This window comes from Thermobacillus sp., assembly GCF_003390775.1.
GTDB lineage: Bacteria > Bacillota > Bacilli > Paenibacillales > Paenibacillaceae > Thermobacillus > Thermobacillus xylanilyticus.
Genome location: NZ_QEWA01000059.1, coordinates 1 through 26,303, shown reverse-complemented (window position 1 = coordinate 26,303; position 26,303 = coordinate 1). Strand labels below are relative to the sequence as shown.

The following is a 26,303-nucleotide window of genomic DNA, read 5'->3' as shown; positions in this document are numbered from 1 at the left end:
CGTTTCAGCCGCCGAACTTCTCATTCAGCTCGTCGAGGACAGGCTGGATGAGGGGCATCTTCGAATCGACCCATTTTCTCCAGTTCTCCTCGATGTCGCCCGACTGCGTGATGAGGTTTGCGTATTCGGTGTAGTAGTCGATTTCCGCCCTTCTCTTGCTCGGCGAATCGTAGGTGTAGTAATCCCAGTCGATTGCCGTGAACGTCTCCGGCGTCGCGATCTCGGTCCGCTCGCGATACACCTTCTTCGACAGTTCCCGCAGCCGCTCGTCGGTGTTCGGGTTGTCGAAGGCGAAGTCGTCGAACAGGATAATGCTGCCGAGCAGATAGCCCCAGGACGGATACTTGCCGGTCGTGCCGGCCAGCGGCTTGCCTTCCTTCTCTTCGTCGTAGAGGGAGACGATGTTGCCGCTGTCGTCGTACGTCCAGTCGACGTCCTTCAGCCCCATGTTCGTGATGATGTAACCTTCTCGCGTCGCGTTGTAGTCGAGAATGTCCATGTAGCGCTCGAACACTTCATCCTTGATATCCGGGCTGAAGATGATCGTGCCCCAGTAGTTGATCAGGTCGACCTGATGGTAGTTGCCGTCTTCCCCGAGCACCGTCGCCAGAATGATGTTCTCGTACGGGTCGATGCCCAGGTTGTTTTTGAAGTCGTTGTAGTACGGCTGCAGGTTCGACGTCGGCGCCTGGAAGAACGTCGCGCCGGCGATGCCCTGCACGTTGAAGTACGCGCCGTGCTCCTCGTTCTTGACCGTGTAGAAGTCCTGCGCGAGCAGCCCGGACCGGTACGCCTCAGAGAAGAGCTTGAGGCCCCGCAGCGTGTCTTCCGACGCGCCGCCCCACTTGTACTGGCCGTCCTTGTCCTTGTAGAAGCTGTTCCAGTACGTGCTGTTCCGCGCGACGAACAGGTCGACGGCGTGGTTCGTGTTCTCGGCGATCGGGATCAGCTTGTCGCCGACGTTGCCGGGATCCTTATCCTTGACCAGTCGTGCGAACTCCATGATCTCCGATACCGTGTAGGCCGATTTGACCGGGAAGCCGACCGCCTCCGCCCAGTCTTTCCGGATGAACACGGACGGGTGGTTCGGCAGCGGATCGCCGGGCAGATTGTCCATGAACCGCGCGCGCGGAAGGAAGTACGTGCCGCCGAACACTTTCTCCATCTGCGGCCCGAGCGTCGTCCGCTCATAGACGGCCGCCAGGTTCGGCCAGCGCTGCTTCCAGTCATCGGGCAGCCGCTTGATCAGTCCCTGTTCGACGAAAGCCGCCGCGTCCGCGTGGATGTAGTTGTACACCGCGACGTCCGGCATGTCACCCGAGTTGATCCAGATGCGCATCCGCTCGTTCCAGTTGTCCCAGTTGAGCGCCGCGACGTCCATCTCGTAGTTGAATTTCTCGGAATAATACTGCGCGAGCGGGTCGCCCTTCGTGTAGTCGTAGCCTTCGATCGCCTGGACCGACGCGTAGCTGAACTTGACCTTCTTCGACAAGTCACTCTGCGGCTTCCATTCGCCGTCCGCGCCGCCTTCGGTTTCCGTTCCTGTGCCTGAATTCGAAGCGTTATTGCCGTTCTGCGTTGTGGATGGGGTAGTGGACGAGTCGGACGGCTTGTTGTCATCCGACTTCTTGCTGCAGGCCGCGGCGCTGAGCAGCACCAGCAACACGGCAAGTACGATGCTTACCGGTCTTGCCAATCTTGACATGCGAACACCCCTTTATTCCTGTTGGAATTTTATTTTTTATAACGGCCGGCCGAAGGGGCGGACCGCTATAAACGGAGGTCGGTTGTCTTTCCGCTTGCCATGCACGCATCCGATGGTTCAGCATGATCAAACCTATTCTCATATTTGTTTTATATTGTCAAACATGGTTTGATAGTGAATTGATAGCGTTTACATATCTGTTGCTTGGTAGTCAGTATAAGATTCCGAGCTTGGGCAGCACAATGATGTATTCTCATTGATTTTTGATCTATCCTCATATCGAGATGTGCAATTCCATCCACCCGAGCAAAAAAATAACGCCGGAACGGCGCTGCGAGATTCGGGTCCGATTGAAAATCAGAAATGAAACCCGGTATGAAAGTGCGAATATGGCAGTGTTTATGAGAAAATGCTCTCAATGAACGCCCCGGCTTCCTCCCACGCCTCGTTGGCTTCCTCCAGTTCCGGGAACAGCATCTGAAACACATGGAACATGCCGTCATAGGTCGTCTGTGTAACGTCCACGCCTGCCTTCTCTGCTTTCTTCGCCACCTTCAGCGTATCGTTCAGCAGCGCCTCATCCCCGCCGACCTGCATGAGCATGGGCGGAAAACCGTCATATTCGCCATAGACGGGCGAAATGTACGGATTGTCCGCGCGGTCGTCTCCCACATAGGGCGGCACCCAGCGCCTGTAGTCCAGATCCGTCCACGCCGACATGGTGATCAGCGCCGCCGGCATTATCGTGATCCCTGAGATACAGCGCGGTCGCGAGCGTCAGCCCGCCGCCCGCCGAATCGCCCGCCACGATGATGTCTTCCGGCTCATAGCCCTGATCCAGCAGCCAGTTGTAGGCAAACAGCGCGTCTTCCAGCGCCGCGGGGTACGGATGCTCCGGCGCGACCCGGTAGTCGACCGTCAGGACGCCCGCGCCGCTGATCTCGGCGTACTTCACCGCCGCGCGCCGGTACGTCGTGCCGTTTACCGCCAGCGAACGGTTGTACGCCCCGCCGTGCAGCTGAAGCACCGCCTTGTCCGGCTTTTCCCCCTTGGCCTGCACCCATTCCATGGCGATGCCGTCAACTTCGATTTCTTCGAGCGTGTACCCGTCCGGCATCGTCCACTCCGCGTTGAGCTGCCGCAACAGTCCGACATTTTCATTTTGTCCGATATTCGTGATGCTGCGCGGAAGACTCCGCTTCTATTCCTTCGGAACCTGAGACCAGATCCCGACGCCGATCGCCCCCGTCATGATGAGAGCAAGAAGCCATTTCATCGCCGTTCGGCCCATCGGGCCGCCTCCCTCCTGGTCGTTCCTCTTCAACTCGAACGTGTTTTGGCTTGCCGGTTTGGCAACTTTTAGACGACCTCCGCGGCGCTGCGGTTCATCATGCCGATCCGGAACCGGCCGCGCCCCTTTTGCTTTTCCCCGATGCCGGAGGCTCCGGGATGTCCAAGGATACGCTGCGGTATTACGACAAGATCGGGCTGGTGAAGCCGGTCCGGGAAGGCAACCGGTATCGCATGTATTCGGCGGAGGAACTAATCGACCTGATGAACATCCAGATCATGCAGTACGCGGGCTTTTCGCTCGAGGAGATCAAGGGGTGGATCGACTTCCGCAGGATGGAGCGGATCGATCCCGAAACGTGCGCGGAAGCGGCCGCGTTCCTGGAAGCGAAGCATGCGGAGATCCGCCGGAAGATGGAGCATCTGGAGCAAGTGAGCCATCTGCTCCGTCTGGCCGCCGACACGATGCGGAACTACAATCCCGAAAGCGATGCGCGGCTTGCGGTGCATGTCCGCGAGCTGTACCGGGATATCCGCGCCGGCGGACAACCCCATCAAGAGGAGGTGTGCGACAAATCATGAGGATCCGCAGATGAAGGCGATCCGGTTTTCCGTCTTCGGCGGACCCGAAGTGCTTCGTCTGGAGGAAGTGCCCGTACCGGTGCCGGGTGAAGGCGAGGTGCTCGTCCGCGTCCACGCCGCGGGCGTCAATCCGGGCGACTGGCAGATCCGGTCCGGACTGGCCGGCGACCGCTTCGGGCTCCCCTATATTCCCGGCTGGGACGTGGCGGGGACCGTCGCCGCGGGCGGCGCGGACGCCGGCTTCCGGCCGGGCGACGCCGTGTACGGGATGACGGCGGACAGCGGCGGCTGCGCGGAATACACGGTTGTGCCCGCCGGACAGCTCGCGCGCAAGCCGTCTGCGGCCACGTTCATCGAAGCGGCGGCGCTGCCCCAGTCCGGCTTCACCGCCTGGCACGCGCTGTTCGAGCAGGGACGGCTGGAACCCGGCCAGACAGTGCTGATCAACGGCGCCGCAGGCGGCGTCGGCCATCTGGCGGTGCAGCTCGCCCGCTGGAAGGGGGCGCGCGTCATCAGGACGGCTTCCGCCCGGAACGAGCGCTTCCTGCGGGAACTGGGCGTCGACGAATTCATCGACTACGCGGCCGGAATGCCGGCGGAGCTCGAGGGCAGCGCGGACCTCGTCCTCGACACGGCGGCCGGCGGCGACCGGGATTGGCTCATCGACGCGCTGAAACCGGGCGGCCGGCTTGTGCCGATCGTCTTCGGCCGTCATTCGGCCGGGAAGGCGGCGGAAGCGGCGGTCGAAGTTCAGGAGGTGCAGTTCCCGCCCTTCTCCTCCGCCGTGCTGGATCAACTGTCCAGTCTGGTCGACGAAGGCAGGCTGCACGTGTCGATCGATTCGGTGTTTCCGCTGGAAGAGACGGCGAAGGCGCACGTGCGGAGCGAAAGCCGGCGGGCACGCGGGAAAATCGTGATCTGCGTCCGGTCCGGGTAAGCGGCAGCCGCATGGTTGTGTTCAATCGGTCTTCACTTTGCTATACTGATGAAAATTGCTGCGCGGGAATTCAAAAGAATTTCCGCGCATATTTGTCTGAGGAGGTTGATGTCATGCGTATCTTTGTGGCGGGAGCGAGCGGCGTGATCGGACGGCGGCTGCTGCCGAAATTGGCCGCGGCCGGACACGACGTGACCGGCCTGACGCACCGCGCGGAGAACATGCCGCACATCGAAGCCGCCGGAGCGCGCGCGGTCGTGGCGGATATTTTCGATCGCGATAGCGTGATGCGCGCGCTGGAAGCGGCCCGGCCGGATGTCGTCATCCATCAGCTCACGGCGCTGAAGGAATGGAACCTCGAAGACAACGCGAACATTCGCAAGACGGGAACGCGGCATCTGGTCGACGCCGCCCTCGCCGCCGGAGCGAAGCGCATGACCGCGCAGAGCATCGCCTGGGCGTACGAGCCGGACGAATCGCCCGCTTCGGAGACGGACGGGCTGGACCTCCGCGCGGCGCCGCCCCGCAGCACGACGATCGAAGGCGTCGCCGCGCTGGAGCAAGCCGTCCAAGAGATGCCGTCTTCTGTGATCCTGCGATACGGCATGCTGTACGGCCCGGACACCTGGTACGCTCCGGACGGGCTGATCGCGGACCGGGTGCGCCGGCGCGAGATGCCGGCCACGGACGGCGTCACCTCGTTCCTCCATGTGGAGGACGCGGCGCAGGCGGCGGTGCTGGCCCTCGATTGGCCCGACGGCATCGTCAACATCGTCGACGATGAACCGGCCGCCGGCACGGAATGGCTGCCGCATTACGCCGCCCTGCTCGGCGCTCCCGCGCCGGAGCTGAAGCCCGGCCGCGGCGGATGGGAGCGCGGCGCATCGAACGCGAAGGCGCGCCGGGAGTACGGTTGGACGCCCATATACGGAAGCTGGAGGACCGGATTCGAACAAAGCCTTGCGAGGTGATGCCATGGAAGCAAGCGAAGCATCGAAGGGAGGCGGGCGTTCGGCAGGGAGCGGGCAGGCATCGAACGACAAGCATTCGGCCGGCGGCGGGTTCTTGACGCACGGCGGGCATACTGCTGACGGAGGGCATGCGGCGGCCGTTGGACCGGAGAAGGCCGAAGCGCCGGCGGCGGGCCGGACGTACCGGATGTCGACGAGCATCCTCGTCTGGTGCGCCCTCGCCGTGGTGTCGAGCCTGTACATCACCATCCCCCTTACGCCGCTTTTCGCCCGGCAATTCGATGCGCCCCTGCAAGCGGCAGCGTGGACGGGAAGCGCGTTCTCGCTGGCCTACGCCGTCGGCCTGCTGCTCTGGGGCACGCTGTCCGATCGTGCGGGACGCAAGCCGGTCATCGTATTCGGCCTGCTCGCCCTCGCCGTCATTTCCCCGCTGATCGGACTGGCCGGCACCCTGCCCGCGCTGATCGCGCTCCGGGCGGTCCAGGGGCTCGCGGCGGCGAGCTTCGCGCCTTCCGCGCTGGCGTATGCGGCGGAGATGTATCCCCCCGGCAGAAGCGTCACCGTCGTCGGGCTGATCACCACCGGTTTCATGTCGGCCGGGGTGGCGGGGCAGATCTACGGCAGCTCCGTGGGCGAATCCTGGGGATGGACATATGTCTTTTATTTGCTCGGCGGAATTTATCTGTTGTCGGCGGTTTGGCTCGGAGGGTGGCTTCCCGGGGGTAAGAGACCGCGCAGGAACGAACGGTTGCCGGATCTTCTCCGCCAATTCGGCTCCCTGCTGAAACAAAAAAAGCTCCAGGCGTGCTACCTGATCGCGGCGACCTTCCTGCTGGCCTTCGTGGGGATGTATACGGGGCTTGAAGCGGTGCTGACCCGGCAGCCCTTCGCGCTCGGGTCCGGTCAGATGCTGCTTGTCCGGGCCGCCGGCCTGCCGGGCGTGCTGCTGTCGCCCCTTGCGGGCCGGCTGGCTGCCAGACTCGGTCTGCGCAAAGTGCTGCAGGCGGGACTCGCGATGGCGGTCATCGGGCTGGCGTCCATCGCCGGCGGCTTGATGCTGCCCGCCTTCACCCTGCCGATCGTCATCCCGATGAGCCTCATGCTGGCGGCGGGCATCGCGATCGCCATCCCTGCGCTCATCGCCATCATCGGCACGCTCGGCGGAGAAGCCCGGGCCATCGCCGTAACGCTTTATACGTTCATCCTGTTCATCGGCGCGACGCTCGGCCCGCTCGCGGTCCTGTGGACGCTCCAGACGACCGGCCGGGATTACGCGGCGTTCGTCCTGCTCACGGCCCTGATGCTCGCCGGCTGGGCGGTTTCCCGGCGCCTTCCGGCCCCGGACCGCTGACGGCGGACGTGACGGCCGGTCTCTTTTTCCGCAGATTGCTTCAGGATGCGACCAGCGTCTGCGACAGTTCGAAGCAGTGGCCGTCCGGATCCTTGAACGCCGCCAGCTTCACGAAATCGGGAATCGTCCGGATCTCGCCCGTAAAGGTTACGCCCCGGGCCGAAAGCGTCCTGACCGCCTGTTCCACATTCTCGACCTCGAATACGGTCGACGTCGTGATCGGCACGACCTCTTCGGCCTCCGTGAAGCCGATGGTGCAATCCTTCGTGTTCGTCGTGATGATGGCCATCCTGTTTCTGGCAAAATGCGCGGACACCGGTTTCTTGCAAATTGCGATTTTGAGTCAGAATACCAAAGCGCCGTGGTCCTCGTACCGGATGCCCGTATCGCGCTGCAGCCGGTCCAGCGTCTCCAGATAGCTTGTGTATTCGGGGCTCAGCACGCGCATCTGCCCGATGAAAACCGTGAAGAACCCCGCGCGATCCAGACTTTCCTTGAGCTGCCGGGCGTTCTCCGCCTGCATCCGGCCGTCGGGCCACGAACGGAAAAATTCCGCTTGCTGCTTAAGCTCCTCCTTCAGCTTTTCGTACTCCGCCTCCGTCGGGGCAATGTAGCGCTGCTGCATCTCCCGGTAGGCGGCCGCGATCTCTTCGAATTCGCTGTCGTCGAGTTGATTGATCTGCCCGGCCATCGGCTCCGGGATTTCGAACGACTCCATGCTGTCAACATAGTCGACCAGCCGATCCCAGGCCGCCTCCTTGTCGGCTCCCTCAAGCGGCCCGTCCAGGAACGCGCCGAAATGCAGCGCCATGAACTTGCCCATCGCGCCGGGGAACAGCTCCAGCAGCTTGCGCCGCATGTAGTCGCCCCGGCGTTTCCGCTCCTCTTCCGCCGCGGCGGCGAACCGGATCGCCTCGTCCATCCGGGACTTGCCGCCGTCTTCCGGCGACTGCTCGGCCGCCTCGATCAGGACGAGCAGCGCGCTGCGGCGCTGGTTCAGCTCCTCCGCCTCCGCTTCGGTCTCCGCCAGACGCTTGCGCAGGAGCCCGGCCGCCCGTTCCGGATGAAGGATCAGCTCCCGGATGTCCCGGATCGGCAGGCCGAGGCTCCGGAGCAGCCGGATGTACCGCAGCCGCTCGACGTCTTCCCGGCTGTAAATCCGGTACTGGTTATCCGGATCGACGGCCGGGGTGATCAAGCCCGCTTCCTCGTAATAGTAGACGGCCTTGCGCGTCAGGCCCGTGAGCCGCATCACGTCCTTGATTCGCATCGGTCCATCGCCTCCCTGACCCCACGATACACGTTTCCCCGAGGGAAAAGTCAAGGGGCGGATGCGAATCCGGCCCCTGAATCGGTGAACCTGCTCTATTGCGCGTTTAACCATTCCACGAGGGCCTGGATTTCCTCGTCGGACAGACTGCCGCCGAACGCGGGCATCTGTCCGCGACCCTCCTTGATGACCGTGAACAGTTCATCCGCGCTCAAACGCTGGTCGACGTTCTTCAGTTCGGGTCCGAAGCCTCCTCCGAGGTCGGCGCCGTGACAGGACACGCAATTGGCTTTGTAGACCGCTTCCGCCTGCGCTGCCGTGCTGTCCGCCGGCGCCGTATTGTCCGGCTCCCGCGTGTCCGCGCCGTCATTGCCGCCGCATGCCGACACGCCTAGTCCAAACGCGGCAAGCAAGACGGCAGCGAGCCAAACCTTTCGTTTCACCATTCGTTCAAACCCCCCGAAGATGATCGGCAGCCGGCGGAAGGCCAGGCTGCCCGTTTCTTATTATGGTTCATCTTGCCGGTCGTTTATGACGGCACCGGGGGCTGGTCCGTCTCCGATACGCCACCTTACCGAAGGGAGGTTTACGTCTTCTCATCGAACATAACCTTCAATACGGTCAACGCCTTAAGATAGTCCCTGTCTGTAAAATCCCGCCCAGGACGAGCAGACCGCCCATGCCGAACATCGACGGAATCCGCTCCCCCAGCGCCGCCCACGCCAGCCAGACGCCGACGAACGGCTGGATGAACAGGAACAACCCCGCCATGCCGGACGATAAAAGCTCCATCCCTTTGTTCCACAGATAGAAACCGAGCGCGGTGGCGATGGCCCCGACGTACAGGACGCCGTGCCACACCGCTTCGTCCGCGGAGAAGCGTACGCCTTCCGCCGCGATTTCCCGGATGCTGAACGGCAGGGTGAACAGCGCGCCGAACCAGAGCGCCCATAACGTGACCCGCATGGCGGAATATTTGGCGAACAACCCGATGCCCCAGATCGAATAGAGCGCCCACGACACGGAAGCGACCAGCAGCAGGACGTCGCCGGGTCTCCCGGAGCGCGATCCGAACCCGGTCGGCAAGCGGAATCGGCTTCCGTTCCCGCTTCGCTCCCGGAGCCAGCGCCATCGTCATCACGAGCGCGGCCGCCGCAAACCGGACCAGCGTGAACGTCATCGGGGGAATCTCCCGCAGCACCGATTTGCTGACGACCTGGCTGATGCCCCGGAGCGCCGCGGCCGCGATCAAACATAACGCACCCGTCGTTTTTTTCATCCTGAACACTCCGCATGGTCCGGCCCACCGAAAAATGATGATTGATTTCGGAACCCGGACTGGTTAAAGATGATGCACAAAACCGAACGCAAGGTGAAGCCTATGAACACGCTGTGGATCCGGGCTTTTCTGGAAGCATCCGAACACAAAAGCCTGACCCGCGCCGGCGAAAAACTGTATCTCACGCAGCCCGCCCTGACCAAGCAGATCCGCAATCTGGAGGAATGGCTCGGGGCGGAACTGTTCCGGCGATCCGCGCAGGGCGTCGAACTGACGGAGGAAGGCGCCCGGTTCCGGGAACGGATTCTGCCGGTTCTGGCGGAGATCGAGTCGATCCGGAACGACCTGTGGAGCGCGCGCCAGGCTGCTCCGATCCGGCTGGGCACCCTTCCCGGTCTGGCGGCGCACTATCTGCCGCCGAGACTTACGGAACTGAAGCGGCAAGGCATCCGCGCGGAAATGAAAGTGCTGAACTCGACGGAAGAGATCATTTCGCAGCTGGCGAACTGGACGCGGGCATCGGCCAGAAAACCGCCGCATGCCCGAAATCGTTCTGGACCGCCGATCTGTTCCGGGAGCCGTTCTATGCCGTCGAGCCGGACACGCACCGTATGTCCCGGCGAAAATCGGTCACCCTGGCCGATCTGAAAGAAGAAGCGCTGATCGTGTACCCGGCGTCATGCGATGTCCGCCTGACCGTCGCGGAGGCCTGCCGGATGAACGGATGGGAGCCGGTCATCGCGCTGGAAGTGGCGTTCGGCCCGACGAGAACGATCTGCCTCATGCCCCCCCCCGCCGGACAACGGGCAGAAGACTGCTGGACTTCCTCACCGGTTTCCCGCGAGATAGAGGACGGGTTCGCCTTCGCTCCCAGGACAAAACCGGACACCGGCCCCATCTTCTGCGCCATCTCGTCCGTGCCGTGCCGTCCCCCGGTCCGCGTCAGCCGGATGCCGCTCCAGACCGCGCTCTCCCTCACGGCAACCATATTCCGGAATCCCCTTTCGGACAATTTCGCTTCGTCCTCCGCTTGGCAGAAGATTGGCAGATCTTTGGCCAGCTCCTCGACAGCTGCATCGTCCAGATGATCGCGGTGGGTATGCGTCACGATCACGCCGTCCAGATCCCCGAAGCCCGGGAATCCGGCCGGCAGATCGACGAGCGGATTTCGCCGGTCATTTGCCGCAGGGGCGGCCGGGGCCAGCGCGCCTGCCGGGCTCAGCATCGGATCCACCGCGATGGTGAAGCCGCTCATCCGCAGCACCAGCGTGGCATGGCGGACAAGCTGAATCTTCATCTGCGGTACCTCCTACGTTTTTTCCGAGTGTAGCACGGAGGTTTTCTTTGCGGAAATTCCATTCCGTTGGGAGGCATAACGAAATGTTATACCCCTGCGGCATTTCCATTTCTCCCCTCGCCGGGTGTATAATAGCTGGAGACTAACGGGCGTTTGTCCCGACGGGAAAGAGGAGACCGCACATACCATGCCAACGTCACGGTCCAAGGCGGCCGCGCCCAGCCTGACGGAAGGGCCGATCGCCAAAACGCTGTTCGTCTTTTCGCTGCCGATCTTGCTCGGCAATGTGTTGCAGACGCTGAACGGTTCCATCAACTCGATCTGGGTCGGCCGCCTGCTCGGCGAGACCGCCCTGGCGGCAACGTCCAACGCGAACTTTCTGATGTTCTTCCTGATCAGCGCCATCTTCGGCATCTCGATGGCGTCGGTCATCCTGCTGGGGCAGAATCTGGGAGCGCAGCGGATTCAAGAAGCGAAAACAGTCGTCGGCACCAGCACCAGCTTTTTCTTCATCCTGTCCATCATCACCGGCGCGCTCGGCATCCTGTTCTCGCCGCTCATCCTCGAGCTGCTGAACACGCCGGAGGAAGCCATGGACATGGCGGTGATCTACACGCGCATCATGTTCGCGGGCACGCCGTTCATGTTCGGCTTCAACCTGATCATGGCCGTCATGCGCGGCGCCGGCGATTCGAAGACGCCGTTCTATTTCCTGCTGCTGTCCACCGTGCTGGACATCGGACTCAATCCGCTGCTGATCCGGGGATACGGCCCGTTCCCCGAGATGGGCATCGCCGGTTCCGCGACGGCCGCGCTGATCGCCCAGTTCGTCAGCCTGATTCTGCTTCTGGCGTATCTGTACGGCAAGCAATACTTCCTGCGGATAACGCGGGACGAACTGCACCTGCTGCGCATGAACTGGCGGATCGTCAAGCTGACGATCCAGAAAGGCATCCCGATGGGCCTCAACATGGTGATCGTGTCGCTGAGCAACCTGCTGCTCATCCATATCGTGAACGGCTACGGCACCGAGGCGACGGCCGCGTTCGGCATCGCGAACCAGATCTCGAGCTATGTCCAGATGCCCGCACTGGCCATCGGCGGCGCGGCCACCTCGATGGCTGCGCAGAACATCGGCGCGCGCCGTTGGGATCGGGTGGGCCGCATTACCGGCGTCGGCATCGGTTTCAACGTGCTGCTGACCGGCGCGCTTGTGCTCATCCTGCTGCTGTTCAACCGCGAGACGGTCAGCCTGTTCCTGTCGGGGGACACCGGCGCAATTGAAATCGGCATGCATATCAACAACTTGACGCTCTGGTCGTTTATCATTTTCGGCATCTTCAACGTGATGGCCGGTGTCGTCCGCTCGGCGGGGGCCGTCATGGTGCCGATGATCATCTCGTTCATCGCCCTTATGATCATCCGCATCCCGCTCGCTTCGGTACTCGGGAATTATTACGGCCTCGATGCAGTCTGGTGGAGCTTCCCGGCCAGCTTCGCGATGGCCGCGCTGCTCAACGCCCTGTACTACAAGTTCGGGGGCTGGCGGAAAGCGAAGTTGCTCGAGCAAGCGAGCGGCGCGTCGCCGGCGTAAGGCGCATGAGGAACGAAGCAGCCCGCATCCGGCAATCGGATGCGGGCTGCAATTGCTTGGGATCAATCGATGCACGCGTACGCCGCGTTGCGCACGCGGTGATGGACATACTCGTCGTAGATCGAAGGATACATCTGTTGCATGAAGACGATCGACACGCCTTCGGCCGGATCGATGGACGTCCAGGTGCCGGCGGCTCCGCTCCACCCGAATTCACCGATGGAGCTGTTGGCGCCCGCCGCGGCCGGATCGACAAGCGTCCGCACGCCGAGCCCGTAGCCGTAGCCGGCATGATGCCCGTTGGCGAAATCGTTCATCTGCTGCTCGTTCAGGTGGTTCCGCCGCATCAGCTCGATCGTCTTCCGCCCGATGATGCGCTCGCCGTTATACACGCCGCCGCAGGCGAGCATCTGCGTGAAGACCGCATAATCCCGGGCCGTGGAATAGAGCCCGACGCCGCCTCCCTCGTACTTCGCCTCCGGATGATGGAGAATATCGATCGGTCCGGGCACTTCGACAAGCTTGCCGTCTTCTGACTTCTGATACACGGACGCCATCCGTTCCGCAATATCGCCCTTGAAGCGGTAGCCGGTGTCCTTCATTCCCAGCGGATCGAAAATTTCCTCCTGCAGAAACCGTCCGAGCGTCTTCCCGGAGATGACTTCGATCAGCGCCCCGAGCACATCATGGCTGTAGCCGTACAGCCAGCGGGTTCCGGGTTCGAAGGCGAGCGGCACCTGCGCCTTCGCCATCGCCCGCACTTCCGTCTGCAGATCGTAGTTGCCGTGCGTCTCCCGCAGCTCGTCGAGCACCCGGCGGATTTTCCGCTCCGGTTCGGAGTCGCCGAAGTGGTAAGGCATTCCGGACGTCATGGTGAACAGGTGCTTGATGCGAATCGGATTCCCGGCGGGCTCATAGTCGATCCCGCCGTCCGGCAGCTTCCGGACCACCGACGGTCCCTCGTATTCCGGAATGTACGCGGCGAGCGGATCGTCCAGCAGGAAATGCCCGCGCTCATACAGCATCAGCGCCGCCGTGCATACGACCACCTTCGTCATCGAGAACAGGCGAACCGGCGAGCTGACCGCGGCCTGCGAACGAAACGAACCCGTTGAAATCCTGTGCCGCATCTGCGGGCAATCCTACAGGTTCACGCCGGAAGAGATCAAAGCACTTCTGGCACGCGGTTCGCATGCTCAGGGCCAGGGCCTCACCCCGCCGTAACCTACCGCTTTCCGCGGCTGGCTGTCCTGAAACGGAAGGAGCCCGCCGTGACGGCGGGCTGCCTCGTGATGGTCAAGCTTTAGTCCTGCCGCCGGATGCGGCCGGCAGCGGGAACGAGAGGCTGATGCCGAAGCAGTTCCCCCGCCAGCCGGCCGCCGCCGCTCAGCCACAGGTTTTGGTACTTGCCTTCGTTTTTCAGCTTGCGGGTAAATGACGCGGCATCTTCCCGGACCAGCTCGACTTTGTCATTGGATTCGAAGTTCAGCTCGCGGGAGAAGACGAAATGCTTCAGATCGGGGTGAACCGCCTGCGCAATGCCGGACGGTTCCCCTGGCATCAACCCGTACTGAGCAGCCCGGCATGATCGTCATGCGCTTCGTCCGGACAAGTCGGCCTGCACGCCCTGCCGGCGAAGCTCGGCGATCGCGCTGCCGATCTGGAAAGCGAAGGACTGCAGCAGCGCCAGCTCGTCTTCATGAAAATGCTTCTTGCCGGGCGCGGCCACATTGAGCACGCCGAGCCGCTTCTCCCCGGCCGTCAGCGGTACGGTGGCGTGGTGGGTGATGCCGCCCGTGTCGCCCCGCCGATGCGTCACCGCGTCCTCGAGCCTTTTGCAGTTCAAAATGTTGACCGCCTTGTCCAGCCGGTTCTCCCAGAACCGATCCAGGCACCAGCAGGTCCCGCACCGCATATGACGCTTGTCTTCCATTTCAAGTGCCGGCGGCAGGCCGGCATCGGCGGCCAATTCATATTGCCCGATGCCGTCCGACAGGAAGATCCAGCCGGCTTTCAGGCCGGTCAGCTCCAGCAGCTTCTCCAGCACGGTGTTGAGCGTCGGCATGAGCTCGTTGGAACGGTTCAGCGTTTCCGCGATTGTTTTCAGGGTCACCAGTTCTTCGATCCGGTGCTCCATCCTCCCGCCTCACCTCACACTTTCACCCGCTGCAGGCGCAGCGCGTTCAGCACGACCGACACCGAGCTGAGCGCCATCGCGGCGCCGGCCACCCACGGCGCGAGAAAGCCCGCCGCGGCGACGGGAATGCCGAGGGAGTTGTAGGCGAGCGCCCAGAACAGGTTCTGCCGGATGTTCGTCATCGTCTTGCGGCTCATGCGGATCGCGTCGGCGATGCCGTTCAGATCGCCGCGCATCAGGGTGACGTCCGCCGCTTCCATCGCGACGTCCGTTCCCGTGCCGATGGCGATCCCGATATCGGCCGTCGCCAGCGCGGGCGCGTCGTTGATCCCGTCGCCGACCATCGCCACTTTCCGGCCCCGGGCCTGCAGTTTCTTCACTTCCTCCGCCTTGCCTTCCGGCAGCACCTCCGCCAGCACCTTGCCGATGCCGGTCTGCCGCGCGATCGCCCGCGCGGTCCGCTCGTTGTCGCCCGTGATCATGATGACCTCGATGCCCATCGCCTGAAGGCGCGCCACCGCTTCCCGCGACGTTTCCTTGATCGTGTCGGCCGCCGCCACCAGTCCGGCGTACTGGCGCTCGATGGCGATCAGCATCGCGGTCTTGCCCGCTTCCTCGAGCTGCGCCATCGCCGCCTCCGCCTGATCCGCCGGCACCCCGTACCGGTCCAGCAGCCTGCGATTGCCCGCGAGCACTTCTTTCCCTTCCACGACGGCGCGGATCCCGTGCCCGGGGATCGCCTCGAACGCCTCGGCCGCGGGCAGTTCGATGCCTCTGGCGACAATGCCCGCCACGATCGCCTCGGCGAGCGGATGTTCGGAAGGCTTCTCGGCCGCGCCGACCAGGCGCAGAAATTCGGTCTCGTCCGGCATGACGGGGACCACGTCCGTCAGTTCGGGTTTGCCCTTCGTCACCGTGCCGGTCTTGTCGAGGACGACCGTGTCGATGCGGTGAGTCAGCTCCAGATGCTCGCCGCCCTTGAACAGAATGCCGAGCTCCGCCGCGCGGCCCGACCCCGCCATGATGGATGTCGGCGTCGCCAGGCCGAGCGCGCACGGGCAGGCGATGACCAGGACGGCGATCGCCTTCCGCAGCGCGCCGGCGAAGTTGCCGGCATCCGCCCAGAAGAACCAGATCAGGAATGTCAGCAGCGCAATGCCGACGACGATCGGGACGAATACGCCCGAGATGGCGTCGGCCACCCGCTGGATCGGCGCCTTGGAGCCCTGCGCTTCCTCCACGACCCGGATGATCTGCGCCAGCGCCGTATCCTTGCCGACCTTCGTCGCCCGCACCTTCAGCATGCCGTGCTTGTTGACGGTCGCGCCGATGACGGTATCGCCCGCGCGCTTCTCTACGGGAATGCTTTCCCCGGTCAGCATCGACTCGTCGACCGACGAGCTGCCTTCCACTACTTCCCCGTCGACCGGAATTTTCTCGCCCGGCCTTACGAGGACGATGTCGCCGACGACCACTTCGTCCGCCGGGATCCGGATCTCCTCGCCGCTGCGGATGACGAGCGCCGTCTTGGCCCTGAGTCCCATCAGCGTCTTGATCGCTTCGGACGTGCGCCCCTTCGCCAGCGCTTCGAACAGTTTTCCGAGGACGATCAGGGTGATCAGGATCGCGCTCGTCTCGTAATACAGCGCCGGGGCATGATGCCGCATATCCGCGCTTGCCCACTCCAGCGTCAGGAACAGGCTGTACAGGTAGGCGGCCGAGGTGCCGAGCGCGACCAGCACGTCCATGTTGGCGCTCCGGCCCAGCAGCGCCTTCCAGGCGCCGACGTAGAACGGCCCGCCGATCACGAACTGGACGGGAGTGGCGAGCGCGAGCTGCACCCACGGATTCATGAACCACGAGGGCACCCAGATGAACGACGTGAACGAGAAATGGCCGGCCATCGCCCACAGCAGAGGGAACGACAGAACGGCCGAGATCACGAACCGGCGCGTTTGCCGCTTGATCTCCCGCCGCCGGCGGTCCTTCGGGTCTTCCCGCTGCTCCTTCGGGATCGCCTGATAGCCGAGCTGCTCCACCTTGCGGATCATGTCTTCGACGGTCACGGCCGAAGGCGAATATTCGATGCGCGCTGTCTCCATCGCGAGATTGACGTTGGCGCTTGCGACGCCGGGCAGCCGGGAGAGGCCCTTCTCGATCCGGTTGGCGCAGGCCGCGCAGGTCATGCCGGTGATCTGGAATTGGGCCTGCTTCATCTCGCGGGTTTGTTCCGCTTCCATGGGATCAACACTCCCGAATATACCCCCACAGGGTATATAATTGGTCAAAAAAAGAGGCTGAAAGGCAGGGCCGCCCGGCCCGCTTGAATCCGAACCGGACGGCTCCGCCCGACCGGGCCCCGCGTCACACGACGTCGTAGCCCTGATCCTCGATCGCTTGCTTGAGCTGTTCAAGCGTCACGGCGTTCTCGTCGTATTCAATCGTTACCGTGCCGCTTGCCAGGTCCACCGTGCCCGCGGCGCCGGCTTGCTTGACCGCCGTCTCGACGGCGTTCACGCAATGGCCGCAGGACATGCCTTCCACCTTGAGCGTAACCTTCGTCATATCGCACATCTCCTTCGTCTTATTATTTTAACAGTTTGTTCACGGTGGTGAGCAGTTCGTCGATGACCTCGAGATCGCCTTCCTGAATCCGTTCCACCACGCAGCTTCTCATGTGCCCGGCCAGCAGCAGTTTGCCCACGCTGTTCAGCGCCGCCTGCACGGCCGAAATCTGGTTGAGGACATGATCGCAGTACGTATCCTTCTCGATCATTCCCTTGATGCCGCGGATCTGCCCCTCAATCCGGTTCAGCCGGGTGATGAGATCCGTCTTCAGTTTCTCGGAATGATGGCTTCTCCTGTGCTCATCGTGCGAATGGACATGCGCTTCCGCATCGTGCATGGATTCCAACGTCCCTCACCCCCGTCGCCTCTAATACTATACCCCCCTACTGTATAAGTCAAGATGATCTCCAATCCATTTTCACCGTCTGCACCCCACCTTTTCACAATTGAGGAAAATGCCGCAGCATCACTTTTACTGTTGCATCCCGCGCCCGCGTTTATACGGTTTGGGCAGCCTGCACCGCCTTTGCGCCGTCCGTCCGTTGACATCCGGTTCCGCCGGACAACGGCGAACATCACCGGGATCATCGGCCAATGCAGGTCGGGATCCGGGAGCGGATATTGCATGAGCGTCATGTACAGCCAGGAGACAAACATAACCGCCGGTATGAGAAAAAGGGCGGGCAAATACCAAACGTTCCTCCGGACCGATCGCCAGTCGGTGAGCCGACGGAACAGATCACGGACCCCCTTCCCTTTTTCCCGCCGATAAGCCAGGATGCACGCGGTGATCAGCGGAAAGAAAGCCATCAGCGAACTGACCGGAAGATTAACCGGAATGTCGGGCCCTTCCCCGATGAGCTCAACCAGCAGCCACAGGACGGCGGAAAACGCAAAAACCATCAAACAAAACAGGAAAGATGTTTTCAACGATGGCACAGATGTTCGCATGAATCGCAACTCCTTCGAGAGCCTTTTATTTCATAGACAAAGCTCACATGCATCATGTGACAATTGCGTTCACGGCGAACAAACCGGCATCTGCCGTCCAACGTCTAATATAATTTTAGCCTTGATACGGGTCGCGGCAAGTTTACGGACGGTCCAGCGCGTAAAGCTTGCGGTATCGTTCATGGTCCCGCAAAAGCTGCTCGTGCGTTCCCTGCATCGCGATGCGGCCCCGGTCCAGAAAAACGATCCGGTCCATGCGCTCCATGCCGGCCAGGTGATGCGTAATCCAGAGCAGCGTTTTGCCGCGCAGCGCCGTGAACAGGGTATCGAGCAGATCGCGTTCGGTCACCGGGTCCAGTCCGACCGTCGGTTCGTCAAGCAGGACGATCGGGCGATTTTGCAGCAGCACGCGCGCCAGAGCGATCCGCTGCCGTTCTCCGCCGGAGAACCGGACGCCCGCTTCCCGCACCCTCGTCCCGAGGCCGTCCGGAAGCGCGGCGATCAACTTGCCGAGCCCCGCCAATTCCGCCGCTTCCCGGACTTCATCGTCCGTCGCGTCCGGCCGGCCAAGGCGGATATTGTTCGCAATGGTCGTGTCGAACACATAGGGCTGCTGGTTCAGGACAGCGAACGGGCGCGGCGACTCATTGTTTTGGATCTGTTGGACGGAGACACCGCCTATCGTGATCGAGCCGCGGTCGGGCGCCAGCTCGCCCTGGATCAGGCTCAGCAAGGTGGTTTTGCCCGCGCCGCTGCGGCCGATCAAGGCAACCTGGCTGCCGGCGGGGACATGCAGATCGATGCCGTGAAGCTGCCAGCCGTCCGTTCCGGGGTACCGGAAGCTCACGTTGACCAGACGCAGACCGGATGCATCCCGTCCGGCTTCGTCGGCGCCTTTCATCGAACCGGGCCGTGCCGGCGCCGTGTCTCCCGCGGCATGTTCGATTTCCTTCAGCCGTTGGACGGACTCCCGGTAATCCGTCGTCCGCATGACGGATTCTCCCGCTTTCACCAGCGCATCCATTAATGGGAATCCGACGAGCGCGAAAGCGGCGATCCATTCGGGACTCATGGCTCCTTTCGCGCTTTGCGCCGCGGCCCAGAGCGTCAACATGATGACGGCTCCGCAGGTCAGGCATTGAGCCAGCCACCCGGTCCGCCACTCCATGCGCCGCACGTTTCGATCCGCGGCGGCCATTTGCGCCTGACGCTGCTTGAAAGCGGAGAGAAAACGACCGGTGCGGCCGCTCAGGATCCAATCGCTCATGCCGAAAACGCCGTCCGTCAATTCCCGGTAAGCCAGGTTCCGCCGCGCCTTGCTTTGCATGCGCGTTCCGCGCGACACAAGCAGGGCAAAGACGGGCAAGGTGATGAACAGAAATCCGCAGTACATCGCCATCCAGAGGGCGAACCGGCCGTCCATCCGTCCAAGTATGACAATGCCGGCTCCATAGAGCAGCACGACCGCGGCCGCCGGCAAGATGAGGCGAAGGTAAACATGTTGCAGCTGTTCGATGTCCTCCGCCAGCATGCCGAGCAAATCGCCCGCCCGATGGCGGGAGCGAAGCCGCAGCGCTTGCGGTTCGATGATGCGGTATAGCCTGACGCGCAGGCGGGACAGGATGCGCAGCACCGCATCGTGGCTGATCAATCGCTCGAGGTACTGGACGACGGCTTTGCCGAAGCCGAACGTTCGAACGAGCACGATCGGAACATAGACCATCAAGACGTTTTCGGGCCGCAGGGCGGAACGGGAGATCAGGTAGCCGGAAGTGAAGACCAGCGCCGCGGCGCAGGCAACCGCGAGGAGGCCCGCGATCGCGGCAGCCATGAAACGCCACGGATATGCTCTCAAATTCGGAAAAATCCATCCGCCGTCGCGGTTTGCGATTGTTTTTTTCACTGGTTACCCGCCTTTCCCCGAAGCAGCTTCCAGCATATTCCGATAGACGCCTTGACGGGCCAGCAGCTCTTCGTGCGTGCCGGCTTCCACAAGACGGCCGTCCTTGAGCACCCAAATCCAGTCCATCGCCTTCATCCAATGCAGCCGATGGGAGGCCAGAAAGACCCGGCGTCCGGCAAACATGTCCAGCATGGTCTCCTTCAATTCCAGTTCGGTCTCGAGGTCGAGATGGGCGGTCGGTTCATCCAGCAGCCATACCGGCCGGTTGCCGACAAGCGCCCTGGCGAGCGCGATGCGCTGGGCTTGACCGCCGCTCAAGGAGCGGCCTCCGTCGCCAATACGTTCATGGATGCCGTCCGGCAACGAGGCGATCAGATCGCCCAGTCCGGCACTGGCCAGCGCCCGCATCACCTGCTCGTCGGACGCATCCGGCTCGTAGAAGCGCACGTTATCCGCGATCGTTGCGCTGAACAGGTAAGGGTGTTGGGGGATATACGTCAGCTGCTGCTGCCATCTTTGCCTGGTGCCTTCGGTCAGCGGCAGGCCGTCGATCCGGATATGTCCCGACGAAGGAGGCAGAAAACCGCCCAGCAAATGAAGCAGCGTCGTTTTGCCGGAACCGCTCATGCCGACGATGCCGACTTTGTGAATATGGCTGCCAATGGAGGACGACAATCCGTCCAGACGCGGCAAACCGGCTTCTCCGTCAACCTTGACATCCGACAGTTGAATCCAGGCTTGACCGGTGTCCGGCCCGGCCGGGCTGTGCGCTTGCTCCTCCCGCTTTTCGGCGGCGCGCAATTCCGTCCCGCCTGCACCGCTGATCCGCGCCGCCGAACCGCTGGTCCGTGCCTCCGAATCGCTGATCCGTGCCGCCGCGACGCGCTCTTCCGGGCCGCGCTCGTCCGCGACGACATCGCGGATCGCCGTCCAGGCTTCCTTGCCGTCCAGCGAAGCGTGATAGTCCGCGCCCAGCATGCGCACGGGCAGGAAATATTCCGGCGCGAGCAGCAGCACCGCCAGAGCGGGTTCCAGACCGATGCCGCCGCCGATCAGGCGAAGGCCCAGGCTGACCGCGACAAATGCCACCGACAAGGTGCTGAAAAAATCGAGCGCGAACGAGGACAGAAACGCCACCCGCAGCGTCCGCATCGTCGCCGACCGATACCGGTCGCTGACCTGTTCCACGACGGCTGCGTAATCGCGGCTGCGGCCGAGAAATTTCAGCGTCGCCAGGCCGCGCAGCACATCGGTGAAATGGCGGGCCAGCACCTGGAACGAGAGCCATTGCCGGTCCGCCATGCGGCGGGCGGCAAAGCCGAGCAGAATGAAAAAGCCGATCAGCACGGGCATCGTAACGGTGAGAATCAGCCCCGACGCGATGTCCAGGACATACACCGCGGCCAGAACCGAAATCGTCACGAGCCCCATGTCCATGGTCCGGATGACGGTCAATTCCAGGTACGCGCGGAAACGGTCAACGCCGTCCATCGCCAGCGTGACGAGCCGGCCGCTGCCTGCCTGAGCGGCGTAATCCGGTCCGCGCTCGAACAGCCGCTCCGTCAGCCTGAGCCGCAGCGACTCGCCCGTCCGCTCCGCGAACCTCCCCGCGCAAAGCCGCTGCAGCCATACCGCCGAATGGCGAACCATCCAGGCGGCGGCAAACCATGCGAGCGGGCCAATCGCCTCGTCGATCGTCCCGCCCTGAAACAACAGCGCGACCGCTTTCGCAAGCCCGAGCGCCTGCCCGATCATTGCCGCCGCTTGGATGAGCGACAGCGCCCCGACGGCCGCCAGGACCGGCCTGATCCCCCTCAACGCCAGAATCGCCTTGTCCATCAGTACTCCAGATGATCACGGGCGCTGACCCGTTTGCGGAACACATAATAGCTCCACGCCTGATAACCGAGGACAAACGGCAGCAGCACAGCGGCCACGATCGTCATCGCCTTCAGCGTATAGGGGCTGGAGGAGGCGTTCGACACCGTCAGGTCATAGGCGCTGCCGAACGAACTGATCATCACCCGGGGGAACAGGCTTGTGAAGTGCGTCGCAACCGGCACCAAAACCATAAGTCCGGTCATCGCGAACGCCCAACCTTCTTTTTTACGATACAGAAAATATCCCGCCAATCCCGCCGCAATCAGACCGACAGTTCCCGACATCGCCCACAGCGGCATCCGTCCTTCGAACAAATCGGTCGCCGCGAGCGCCCAACCTGCGAGCACCGCGAGCATCAATGCGACCCAGGGAAGCGTCTTGAGCGCCTTCTTGCGCGCGCGTTCGCGCAGCTCCCCGGTGGTCCGGAGCGTAAGGAAGGCCAGACCGTGAAGCAGGCACAGACCGGTGACCGTAAGCCCGCTCCACAGCGTAAAGCCGTTCACCCAATCGCCGAAGGCCGCCCGCATGTTCATGTTGTCCCCGATCGGCACTCCTTTCGCCAGGCTGGCGAACAGCATGCCGAACAGGAACGGCGGCGCCAAGCTTCCGGCGAAGATGGCCATATCCCAGCCCCTCCTCCACCGCTCGCTTTCCGATTTTCCGCGAAATTCAAAGGCGCAAGCCCGGCCAATCAAGGCCAGCAAGATCAACGTCAACGGGACATAATACCCGCTGAACATCGTGGAATACCAGTGCGGAAACGCCGCGAACATCGCGCCGGCCGCCGTGATGAGCCACACTTCGTTGGCATCCCAGAACGGGCCGATCGTATTGATCAGCACCCTGCGTTCCATATTTCCCTTTGCGAGCCATCGTGTGGACATGCCAACCCCGAAATCGAATCCTTCCAGGAAGAAAAAGCCGGCAAACAATACCGCGATCAGACCAAACCAAAGATCATGGAGCGACAACCTGACCGCCTCCTTTTTCCGGGTATGCCCCATAAGGATCAAAATCATGCTCCCGCGAGTCACGGTCCGGCTCTTCCCCGGAAACCGGGCCTTTGCGTGCCGTCCGGATGAACAGCCAGACCAGCAGGGCCAGCAGAATCAGATAGACCGCGGAGAAGGAAATGAGAGAGAACCAGATCTGACCGGCCGTGACATTGGGTGAAACGGAATCTTCCACCTTGAACAATCCGAACACCGTCCAGGGCTGCCTGCCGATTTCCGTCATGATCCAGCCTGCCGTGTTGGCGATGAAGGGCAGGAAGATGGCGCCGATCATCGCGCGGAGATACCAGCGGGGCATTTTATCCCAACGCTTGCGCAACGCCATAAAGGCGCCGTACATGCCGAGCAGAATCATCAAGACGCCGCTGCCCACCATGACGCGGAAACTCCAGAACGTCGTGCGAACCGGCGGAATGTAGTTTCCCGGACCGTACGTTTGCTCATACTCCGCCTGAAGTTCATTCATGCCCGGTACGGAGCCGGAAAACCGGCTGTACGACAAGAAGCTGAGCAAATACGGAATTTTGACTTCGTAGCGGTTCTCACGGGTTTCCGGATCAATGACCGCAAAGACCGTCCAGGGCGCCGGATCGCTGCTCCTCTCCCACAGCCCTTCCGACGCGGCCATCTTCATCGGCTGGGTGTCCATGAGATACTGGGCTTGGGAGTGGCCGAACAGCGCAATGGCGATCGAAGCGACAAAGGCGACAATGACGGACAGCTTGAAGGACGTGCGGAAGAAATCGACATTGCGTTTTCTCAGCAAACTCCAGGCACTGATGCCGGCCACCAGGAATGCTCCGGTCGCGATCGCCGCCGAGACGGTGTGCGGAAACTCCCAGATCAGCTGACCGTTGGTCAAGAGGGCCGCGAAATCGGTCATTTCCGCTCTTCCGTCGCGGATGGCGTAACCGACCGGACGCTGCATGAACGAGTTGGCCGCCAGAATCCAGAACGCGGACAACATCGTGCCGATCGAAACGAGCCAAATGCAGGCCAGGTGCACCTTCCGGGACAGACGATCCCATCCGAACACCCACAGACCGATAAACGTCGACTCAAGGAAAAAGGCCAGCAGCGCTTCAATCGCGAGCGGCGTCCCAAAAATATCGCCGACAAAACGCGAAAATTCCGACCAATTCATGCCGAACTGAAATTCCTGCAAAATCCCGGTGACAATGCCCACGGCAAAGTTGATCAGCAAGAACTTCCCCCAGAATTGAGCCATCTGCTTGTACTTGTCGTTCTTCTTGACGACGTACATCGTCTCCATGATCGCGACGAGCAACGACAGGCCGATGGAGATCGGGACGAAGATAAAGTGAAAAATTGTGGTCGAGGCAAACTGCAGCCTCGCAAGATCCAGCACGTCCATGGACGAAGCCCTCCTTCTCGTTGATCATCTCCATGACTTCGAATATTTTATGAAATTTTTCACTTTGATAGTGACAAAGACGACCTTGCCTCTGCGTACATTGGAGACAGCGTATCAATTGGCTGTTTCCTTGCCGCTCACCATTAGTATAGACCACACGGTTGACTGTGACATTAATCACAATTGACAGAATGGTGATCGGATGTTGATCATTGTGTGAAAATCAGCAAAATGCAGAAAGGCTCTTGAGATCCGACCGATCTCAAGAGCCGATATTACGATGGTGCTGGTGAAGGGACTTGAACCCCCACTCCCTCGCGGGAAGCGGATTTTGAGTCCGCCGCGTCTGCCATTCCGCCACACCAGCGCAATTGCGATTAATTGAAAATGGCGTGCCCTAAGAGATTCGAACTCCTGACCTTTTGATTCGTAGTCAAACGCTCTATCCGGCTGAGCTAAGGGCACGCGTATGGAGATGAATGGAGGCGCCACCCAGATTCGAACTGGGGATAAAGCTTTTGCAGAGCTCCGCCTTACCACTTGGCTATGGCGCCATAAATAAGAATGGAGCGGACGACGGGAATCGAACCCGCGACCCTCGCCTTGGCAAGGCGATGCTCTACCGCTGAGCCACGTCCGCATAAAGTGGCTGGGGATCTAGGATTCGAACCTAGGAATGACGGAGTCAAAGTCCGTTGCCTTACCGCTTGGCTAATCCCCAGCGTAAGATATGGGGCGATCGATGGGACTTGAACCCATGAATGCCGGAGCCACAATCCGGTGCGTTAACCCCTTCGCCACGACCGCCATGAAAGAAAATTGGATACTGGCAGGGGCAGCAGGAATTGAACCCACACTAACGGTTTTGGAGACCGCTGTTCTACCTTTAAACTATGCCCCTGTGTGAGGAATTGATGCGTCTATCCTCTGTGTCGCAATATGGTGCCGGCGAGAGGACTTGAACCCCCAACCCACTGATTACAAGTCAGTTGCTCTACCAATTGAGCTACACCGGCGCGTACCATTCCGTATGGAATCGAACCGCCGACACGAGGAATCCGGTCCTCTGCTCTACCGGCCGGGCTGCCCGGCATGATGAAGGATGGCGGAGCCGACGGGATTCGAACCCGCGATCTCCTGCGTGACAGGCAGGCATGTTAGGCCTCTACACCACGGCTCCGTGTTCATCAATGCTCGGTTGCCCCGATAGAGAGAAATGGTTGCGGGGGCAGGATTTGAACCTGCGGCCTTCGGGTTATGAGCCCGACGAGCTACCGGACTGCTCCACCCCGCGTCGAGATCGTTGGCAGCCGCTTCGCCGCAGCCTTGCAACGATGGTGGAGGCTGACGGGATCGAACCGCCGACCCTCTGCTTGTAAGGCAGATGCTCTCCCAGCTGAGCTAAGCCTCCGTGAACCCGCGCCTTCCGGCGCGTGACAAATTATAATATACTACAACTTGATCCGATAAATCAAGTCTGTTTGTGAAGGAAGTGGTGACCCGTAGGGGATTCGAACCCCTGTTACCTCCGTGAAAGGGAGGTGTCTTAACCCCTTGACCAACGGGCCGCATTGAAGGAAAGTTAATGGCGGAGAGCGAGGGATTCGAACCCTCGATACGCTGTTAACGTATACACGATTTCCAATCGTGCTCCTTCGACCACTCGGACAGCTCTCCATGAGATGGCTCCCCGAACAGGACTCGAACCTGTGACAACTCGGTTAACAGCCGAGTGCTCTACCGACTGAGCTATCGGGGAACAGCGTCAACGGTATTCTCTCTGCTCAGGATGCCTTGCACCCTGAAAACCGGATGCGAATGATTTGCTTCAAGCTGAACCCGTTTCCGGGGCCCCCGCAAAGTAATCGGACTACGCTTCGAAGACGAATCGTCACTTTGTGGGGTATTTTTAGGATAAGCCCTCGACCGATTAGTATTCGTCAGCTCCACGCGTTGCCGCGCTTCCACCTCGAACCTATCAACCTGGTCATCTTCCAGGGGTCTTACCTTTACAGCGGGAAATCTCATCTTGAGGGGGGCTTCGCGCTTAGATGCTTTCAGCGCTTATCCCTTCCGTACTTGGCTACCCAGCGGTGCTCCTGGCGGAACAACTGGTACACCAGCGGTACGTCCATCCCGGTCCTCTCGTACTAAGGACAGCTCCTCTCAAATTTCCTGCGCCCGCGACAGATAGGGACC

General features: G+C 61.7%; 23 protein-coding genes, 14 tRNA genes, 1 rRNA gene and 3 pseudogenes. 7 read left to right on the top strand and 34 right to left on the bottom strand.

The annotated features are described in order from the left end of the window. Nucleotides 1-4: 4 nt before the first annotated feature. The 3 genes from C6W55_RS16770 to C6W55_RS16760 form a co-directional block, all read right to left on the bottom strand. Nucleotides 5-1,705: a type 2 periplasmic-binding domain-containing protein gene (locus C6W55_RS16770; RefSeq protein ID WP_015255661.1), complete on the bottom strand. Its 1,701-nt coding sequence runs from the start codon at nucleotides 1,703-1,705 to the stop codon at nucleotides 5-7. 399 nt (nucleotides 1,706-2,104) lie between these two features. Then, nucleotides 2,105-2,377 (bottom strand): alpha/beta hydrolase fold domain-containing protein, encoded by a 273-nt coding sequence (locus tag C6W55_RS16765; protein WP_286893958.1) that lies wholly within the window; start codon nucleotides 2,375-2,377, stop codon nucleotides 2,105-2,107. After that, a complete protein-coding gene (locus C6W55_RS16760; protein WP_286893957.1) occupies nucleotides 2,322-2,849 on the bottom strand; it encodes an alpha/beta hydrolase in 528 nt (175 codons plus the stop codon). Before C6W55_RS16760 ends, C6W55_RS16765 begins: the two co-directional genes overlap by 56 nt. Before the next feature lie 305 nt (nucleotides 2,850-3,154). Between C6W55_RS16760 and C6W55_RS16755 the strand changes: the two genes are divergently transcribed. From C6W55_RS16755 to C6W55_RS16740, 4 genes are all read left to right on the top strand, one after another. Beyond that, nucleotides 3,155-3,577, top strand: a complete 423-nt coding sequence (locus tag C6W55_RS16755; protein ID WP_286893955.1) for a MerR family transcriptional regulator — start codon at nucleotides 3,155-3,157, stop codon at nucleotides 3,575-3,577. A gap of 10 nt (nucleotides 3,578-3,587) precedes the next feature. Beyond that, nucleotides 3,588-4,514 (top strand): NADP-dependent oxidoreductase, encoded by a 927-nt coding sequence (locus tag C6W55_RS16750; RefSeq protein WP_286893954.1) that lies wholly within the window; start codon nucleotides 3,588-3,590, stop codon nucleotides 4,512-4,514. Nucleotides 4,515-4,627: 113 nt separating this feature from the next. Continuing rightward, entirely contained in the window at nucleotides 4,628-5,485 is an 858-nt protein-coding gene (locus C6W55_RS16745; RefSeq protein WP_286893953.1) for an NAD-dependent epimerase/dehydratase family protein, read from the top strand. Nucleotides 5,486-5,489: 4 nt separating this feature from the next. Then, a complete protein-coding gene (locus C6W55_RS16740; protein WP_286893951.1) occupies nucleotides 5,490-6,836 on the top strand; it encodes an MFS transporter in 1,347 nt (448 codons plus the stop codon). A gap of 40 nt (nucleotides 6,837-6,876) precedes the next feature. Here C6W55_RS16740 and C6W55_RS16735 read toward each other — a convergent pair whose 3' ends face one another. The 5 genes and pseudogenes from C6W55_RS16735 to C6W55_RS18195 form a co-directional block, all read right to left on the bottom strand. After that, on the bottom strand, nucleotides 6,877-7,125 hold the full coding sequence (locus tag C6W55_RS16735) for a VOC family protein (protein WP_286893950.1): 249 nt from the start codon (nucleotides 7,123-7,125) through the stop codon (nucleotides 6,877-6,879). Nucleotides 7,126-7,179: 54 nt separating this feature from the next. Beyond that, entirely contained in the window at nucleotides 7,180-8,106 is a 927-nt protein-coding gene (locus tag C6W55_RS16730) for a MerR family transcriptional regulator (protein WP_286893948.1), read from the bottom strand. 95 nt (nucleotides 8,107-8,201) lie between these two features. After that, nucleotides 8,202-8,552 carry a c-type cytochrome gene (locus tag C6W55_RS16725; protein ID WP_286893946.1) on the bottom strand — a complete coding sequence of 117 codons (351 nt, stop codon included), beginning with the start codon at nucleotides 8,550-8,552 and terminating at the stop codon, nucleotides 8,202-8,204. A gap of 175 nt (nucleotides 8,553-8,727) precedes the next feature. Beyond that, complete coding sequence (locus C6W55_RS16720; RefSeq protein ID WP_286893944.1) at nucleotides 8,728-9,192, bottom strand: DMT family transporter; 465 nt, start codon at nucleotides 9,190-9,192, stop codon at nucleotides 8,728-8,730. Nucleotides 9,193-9,214: 22 nt separating this feature from the next. After that, a pseudogene (locus C6W55_RS18195) lies at nucleotides 9,215-9,385 on the bottom strand (EamA family transporter); the annotation flags it as partial. 69 nt (nucleotides 9,386-9,454) lie between these two features. On the opposite strand from C6W55_RS18195, the pseudogene C6W55_RS18190 reads away from it, so the two are divergent. Both C6W55_RS18190 and C6W55_RS16715 read left to right on the top strand, forming a co-directional pair. After that, nucleotides 9,455-9,658, top strand: a pseudogene (locus C6W55_RS18190) (LysR family transcriptional regulator); the annotation flags it as partial. Further along, nucleotides 9,610-10,077: pseudogene (locus tag C6W55_RS16715) on the top strand (LysR substrate-binding domain-containing protein); the annotation flags it as partial. The pseudogenes C6W55_RS18190 and C6W55_RS16715, both read left to right, overlap by 49 nt. Here C6W55_RS16715 and C6W55_RS16710 read toward each other — a convergent pair. Further along, nucleotides 9,969-10,682, bottom strand: coding sequence for an MBL fold metallo-hydrolase (locus C6W55_RS16710; RefSeq protein WP_286893940.1), 714 nt, complete (start codon nucleotides 10,680-10,682; stop codon nucleotides 9,969-9,971). The pseudogene C6W55_RS16715 and the gene C6W55_RS16710 overlap by 109 nt on opposite strands. A 187-nt stretch (nucleotides 10,683-10,869) precedes the next feature. On the opposite strand from C6W55_RS16710, the gene C6W55_RS16705 reads away from it, so the two are divergent. Continuing rightward, entirely contained in the window at nucleotides 10,870-12,276 is a 1,407-nt protein-coding gene (locus C6W55_RS16705; RefSeq protein ID WP_286893938.1) for an MATE family efflux transporter, read from the top strand. Nucleotides 12,277-12,338: 62 nt separating this feature from the next. On the opposite strand, the gene C6W55_RS16700 is transcribed toward C6W55_RS16705, so the two are convergent. From C6W55_RS16700 to C6W55_RS16580, 25 genes are all read right to left on the bottom strand, one after another. Then, entirely contained in the window at nucleotides 12,339-13,406 is a 1,068-nt protein-coding gene (locus C6W55_RS16700; RefSeq protein WP_286893936.1) for a serine hydrolase domain-containing protein, read from the bottom strand. Nucleotides 13,407-13,579: 173 nt separating this feature from the next. Beyond that, a complete protein-coding gene (locus C6W55_RS16695) occupies nucleotides 13,580-13,840 on the bottom strand; it encodes a dihydrofolate reductase family protein (protein ID WP_286893934.1) in 261 nt (86 codons plus the stop codon). Between the two features lie 27 nt (nucleotides 13,841-13,867). After that, a complete protein-coding gene (locus tag C6W55_RS16690; protein ID WP_353682052.1) occupies nucleotides 13,868-14,413 on the bottom strand; it encodes a GAF domain-containing protein in 546 nt (181 codons plus the stop codon). Between the two features lie 14 nt (nucleotides 14,414-14,427). Then, complete coding sequence (locus C6W55_RS16685) at nucleotides 14,428-16,653, bottom strand: heavy metal translocating P-type ATPase (RefSeq protein WP_286893932.1); 2,226 nt, start codon at nucleotides 16,651-16,653, stop codon at nucleotides 14,428-14,430. 124 nt (nucleotides 16,654-16,777) lie between these two features. Further along, nucleotides 16,778-16,978, bottom strand: coding sequence for a cation transporter (locus C6W55_RS16680; RefSeq protein WP_015255709.1), 201 nt, complete (start codon nucleotides 16,976-16,978; stop codon nucleotides 16,778-16,780). A 22-nt stretch (nucleotides 16,979-17,000) separates the two neighbouring features. Next, on the bottom strand, nucleotides 17,001-17,318 hold the full coding sequence (locus C6W55_RS16675) for a metal-sensitive transcriptional regulator (protein WP_286893972.1): 318 nt from the start codon (nucleotides 17,316-17,318) through the stop codon (nucleotides 17,001-17,003). A 756-nt stretch (nucleotides 17,319-18,074) separates the two neighbouring features. Beyond that, nucleotides 18,075-19,835: a thiol reductant ABC exporter subunit CydC gene (cydC, locus tag C6W55_RS16670; protein WP_286893931.1), complete on the bottom strand. Its 1,761-nt coding sequence runs from the start codon at nucleotides 19,833-19,835 to the stop codon at nucleotides 18,075-18,077. 3 nt (nucleotides 19,836-19,838) lie between these two features. After that, complete coding sequence (gene cydD, locus C6W55_RS16665; RefSeq protein WP_286893929.1) at nucleotides 19,839-21,674, bottom strand: thiol reductant ABC exporter subunit CydD; 1,836 nt, start codon at nucleotides 21,672-21,674, stop codon at nucleotides 19,839-19,841. Next, a complete protein-coding gene (cydB, locus tag C6W55_RS16660; protein WP_286893927.1) occupies nucleotides 21,674-22,687 on the bottom strand; it encodes a cytochrome d ubiquinol oxidase subunit II in 1,014 nt (337 codons plus the stop codon). The genes cydD and cydB overlap by 1 nt, the downstream gene beginning before the upstream one ends. Then, complete coding sequence (locus tag C6W55_RS16655) at nucleotides 22,674-24,104, bottom strand: cytochrome ubiquinol oxidase subunit I (protein WP_015255715.1); 1,431 nt, start codon at nucleotides 24,102-24,104, stop codon at nucleotides 22,674-22,676. The genes cydB and C6W55_RS16655 overlap by 14 nt, the downstream gene beginning before the upstream one ends. Nucleotides 24,105-24,385: 281 nt before the next feature. Further along, nucleotides 24,386-24,471 (bottom strand) — tRNA-Leu (locus tag C6W55_RS16650). 21 nt (nucleotides 24,472-24,492) lie between these two features. Next, nucleotides 24,493-24,569, bottom strand: a tRNA-Arg gene (locus tag C6W55_RS16645). A 15-nt stretch (nucleotides 24,570-24,584) separates the two neighbouring features. Continuing rightward, nucleotides 24,585-24,658, bottom strand: a tRNA-Cys gene (locus C6W55_RS16640). Between the two features lie 11 nt (nucleotides 24,659-24,669). After that, nucleotides 24,670-24,744, bottom strand: a tRNA-Gly gene (locus C6W55_RS16635). Between the two features lie 6 nt (nucleotides 24,745-24,750). Continuing rightward, a tRNA-Gln gene (locus tag C6W55_RS16630) sits at nucleotides 24,751-24,825 on the bottom strand. Between the two features lie 10 nt (nucleotides 24,826-24,835). Further along, nucleotides 24,836-24,911 (bottom strand) — tRNA-His (locus C6W55_RS16625). Between the two features lie 20 nt (nucleotides 24,912-24,931). After that, nucleotides 24,932-25,005 (bottom strand) — tRNA-Trp (locus C6W55_RS16620). A 39-nt stretch (nucleotides 25,006-25,044) separates the two neighbouring features. Then, a tRNA-Thr gene (locus C6W55_RS16615) sits at nucleotides 25,045-25,120 on the bottom strand. A gap of 87 nt (nucleotides 25,121-25,207) precedes the next feature. Further along, nucleotides 25,208-25,284, bottom strand: a tRNA-Asp gene (locus tag C6W55_RS16610). A gap of 37 nt (nucleotides 25,285-25,321) precedes the next feature. Further along, a tRNA-Met gene (locus C6W55_RS16605) sits at nucleotides 25,322-25,398 on the bottom strand. 41 nt (nucleotides 25,399-25,439) lie between these two features. After that, a tRNA-Val gene (locus C6W55_RS16600) sits at nucleotides 25,440-25,515 on the bottom strand. An 82-nt stretch (nucleotides 25,516-25,597) separates the two neighbouring features. Beyond that, a tRNA-Glu gene (locus tag C6W55_RS16595) sits at nucleotides 25,598-25,672 on the bottom strand. An 18-nt stretch (nucleotides 25,673-25,690) separates the two neighbouring features. Continuing rightward, a tRNA-Ser gene (locus C6W55_RS16590) sits at nucleotides 25,691-25,781 on the bottom strand. Nucleotides 25,782-25,787: 6 nt separating this feature from the next. Further along, nucleotides 25,788-25,863, bottom strand: a tRNA-Asn gene (locus C6W55_RS16585). A 151-nt stretch (nucleotides 25,864-26,014) separates the two neighbouring features. Continuing rightward, nucleotides 26,015-26,303 (bottom strand): 23S ribosomal RNA (locus C6W55_RS16580); the annotation flags it as partial.

Excerpts from the sequence above, each read along its gene's own strand:
- C6W55_RS16710 (WP_286893940.1), bottom strand. The coding sequence starts at position 10,682 with ATGAAGATTCAGCTTGTCCGCCATGCCACGCTGGTGCTGCGGATGAGC.
- C6W55_RS16725 (WP_286893946.1), bottom strand. The coding sequence starts at position 8,552 with ATGGTGAAACGAAAGGTTTGGCTCGCTGCCGTCTTGCTTGCCGCGTTT.
- C6W55_RS16680 (WP_015255709.1), bottom strand. The coding sequence starts at position 16,978 with ATGACGAAGGTTACGCTCAAGGTGGAAGGCATGTCCTGCGGCCATTGC.
- C6W55_RS16730 (WP_286893948.1), bottom strand. The coding sequence starts at position 8,106 with ATGCGAATCAAGGACGTGATGCGGCTCACGGGCCTGACGCGCAAGGCC.
- C6W55_RS16675 (WP_286893972.1), bottom strand. The coding sequence starts at position 17,318 with ATGCACGATGCGGAAGCGCATGTCCATTCGCACGATGAGCACAGGAGA.
- C6W55_RS16750 (WP_286893954.1), top strand. The coding sequence starts at position 3,588 with ATGAAGGCGATCCGGTTTTCCGTCTTCGGCGGACCCGAAGTGCTTCGT.
- C6W55_RS16770 (WP_015255661.1), bottom strand. The coding sequence starts at position 1,705 with ATGTCAAGATTGGCAAGACCGGTAAGCATCGTACTTGCCGTGTTGCTG.
- C6W55_RS16655 (WP_015255715.1), bottom strand. The coding sequence starts at position 24,104 with ATGGACGTGCTGGATCTTGCGAGGCTGCAGTTTGCCTCGACCACAATT.
- C6W55_RS16735 (WP_286893950.1), bottom strand. The coding sequence starts at position 7,125 with ATGGCCATCATCACGACGAACACGAAGGATTGCACCATCGGCTTCACG.
- C6W55_RS16740 (WP_286893951.1), top strand. The coding sequence starts at position 5,490 with ATGGAAGCAAGCGAAGCATCGAAGGGAGGCGGGCGTTCGGCAGGGAGC.
- C6W55_RS16685 (WP_286893932.1), bottom strand. The coding sequence starts at position 16,653 with ATGGAAGCGGAACAAACCCGCGAGATGAAGCAGGCCCAATTCCAGATC.
- C6W55_RS16745 (WP_286893953.1), top strand. The coding sequence starts at position 4,628 with ATGCGTATCTTTGTGGCGGGAGCGAGCGGCGTGATCGGACGGCGGCTG.
- C6W55_RS16705 (WP_286893938.1), top strand. The coding sequence starts at position 10,870 with ATGCCAACGTCACGGTCCAAGGCGGCCGCGCCCAGCCTGACGGAAGGG.
- C6W55_RS16690 (WP_353682052.1), bottom strand. The coding sequence starts at position 14,413 with ATGGAGCACCGGATCGAAGAACTGGTGACCCTGAAAACAATCGCGGAA.
- C6W55_RS16700 (WP_286893936.1), bottom strand. The coding sequence starts at position 13,406 with ATGCGGCACAGGATTTCAACGGGTTCGTTTCGTTCGCAGGCCGCGGTC.
- cydD (WP_286893929.1), bottom strand. The coding sequence starts at position 21,674 with ATGGACAAGGCGATTCTGGCGTTGAGGGGGATCAGGCCGGTCCTGGCG.
- C6W55_RS16755 (WP_286893955.1), top strand. The coding sequence starts at position 3,155 with ATGTCCAAGGATACGCTGCGGTATTACGACAAGATCGGGCTGGTGAAG.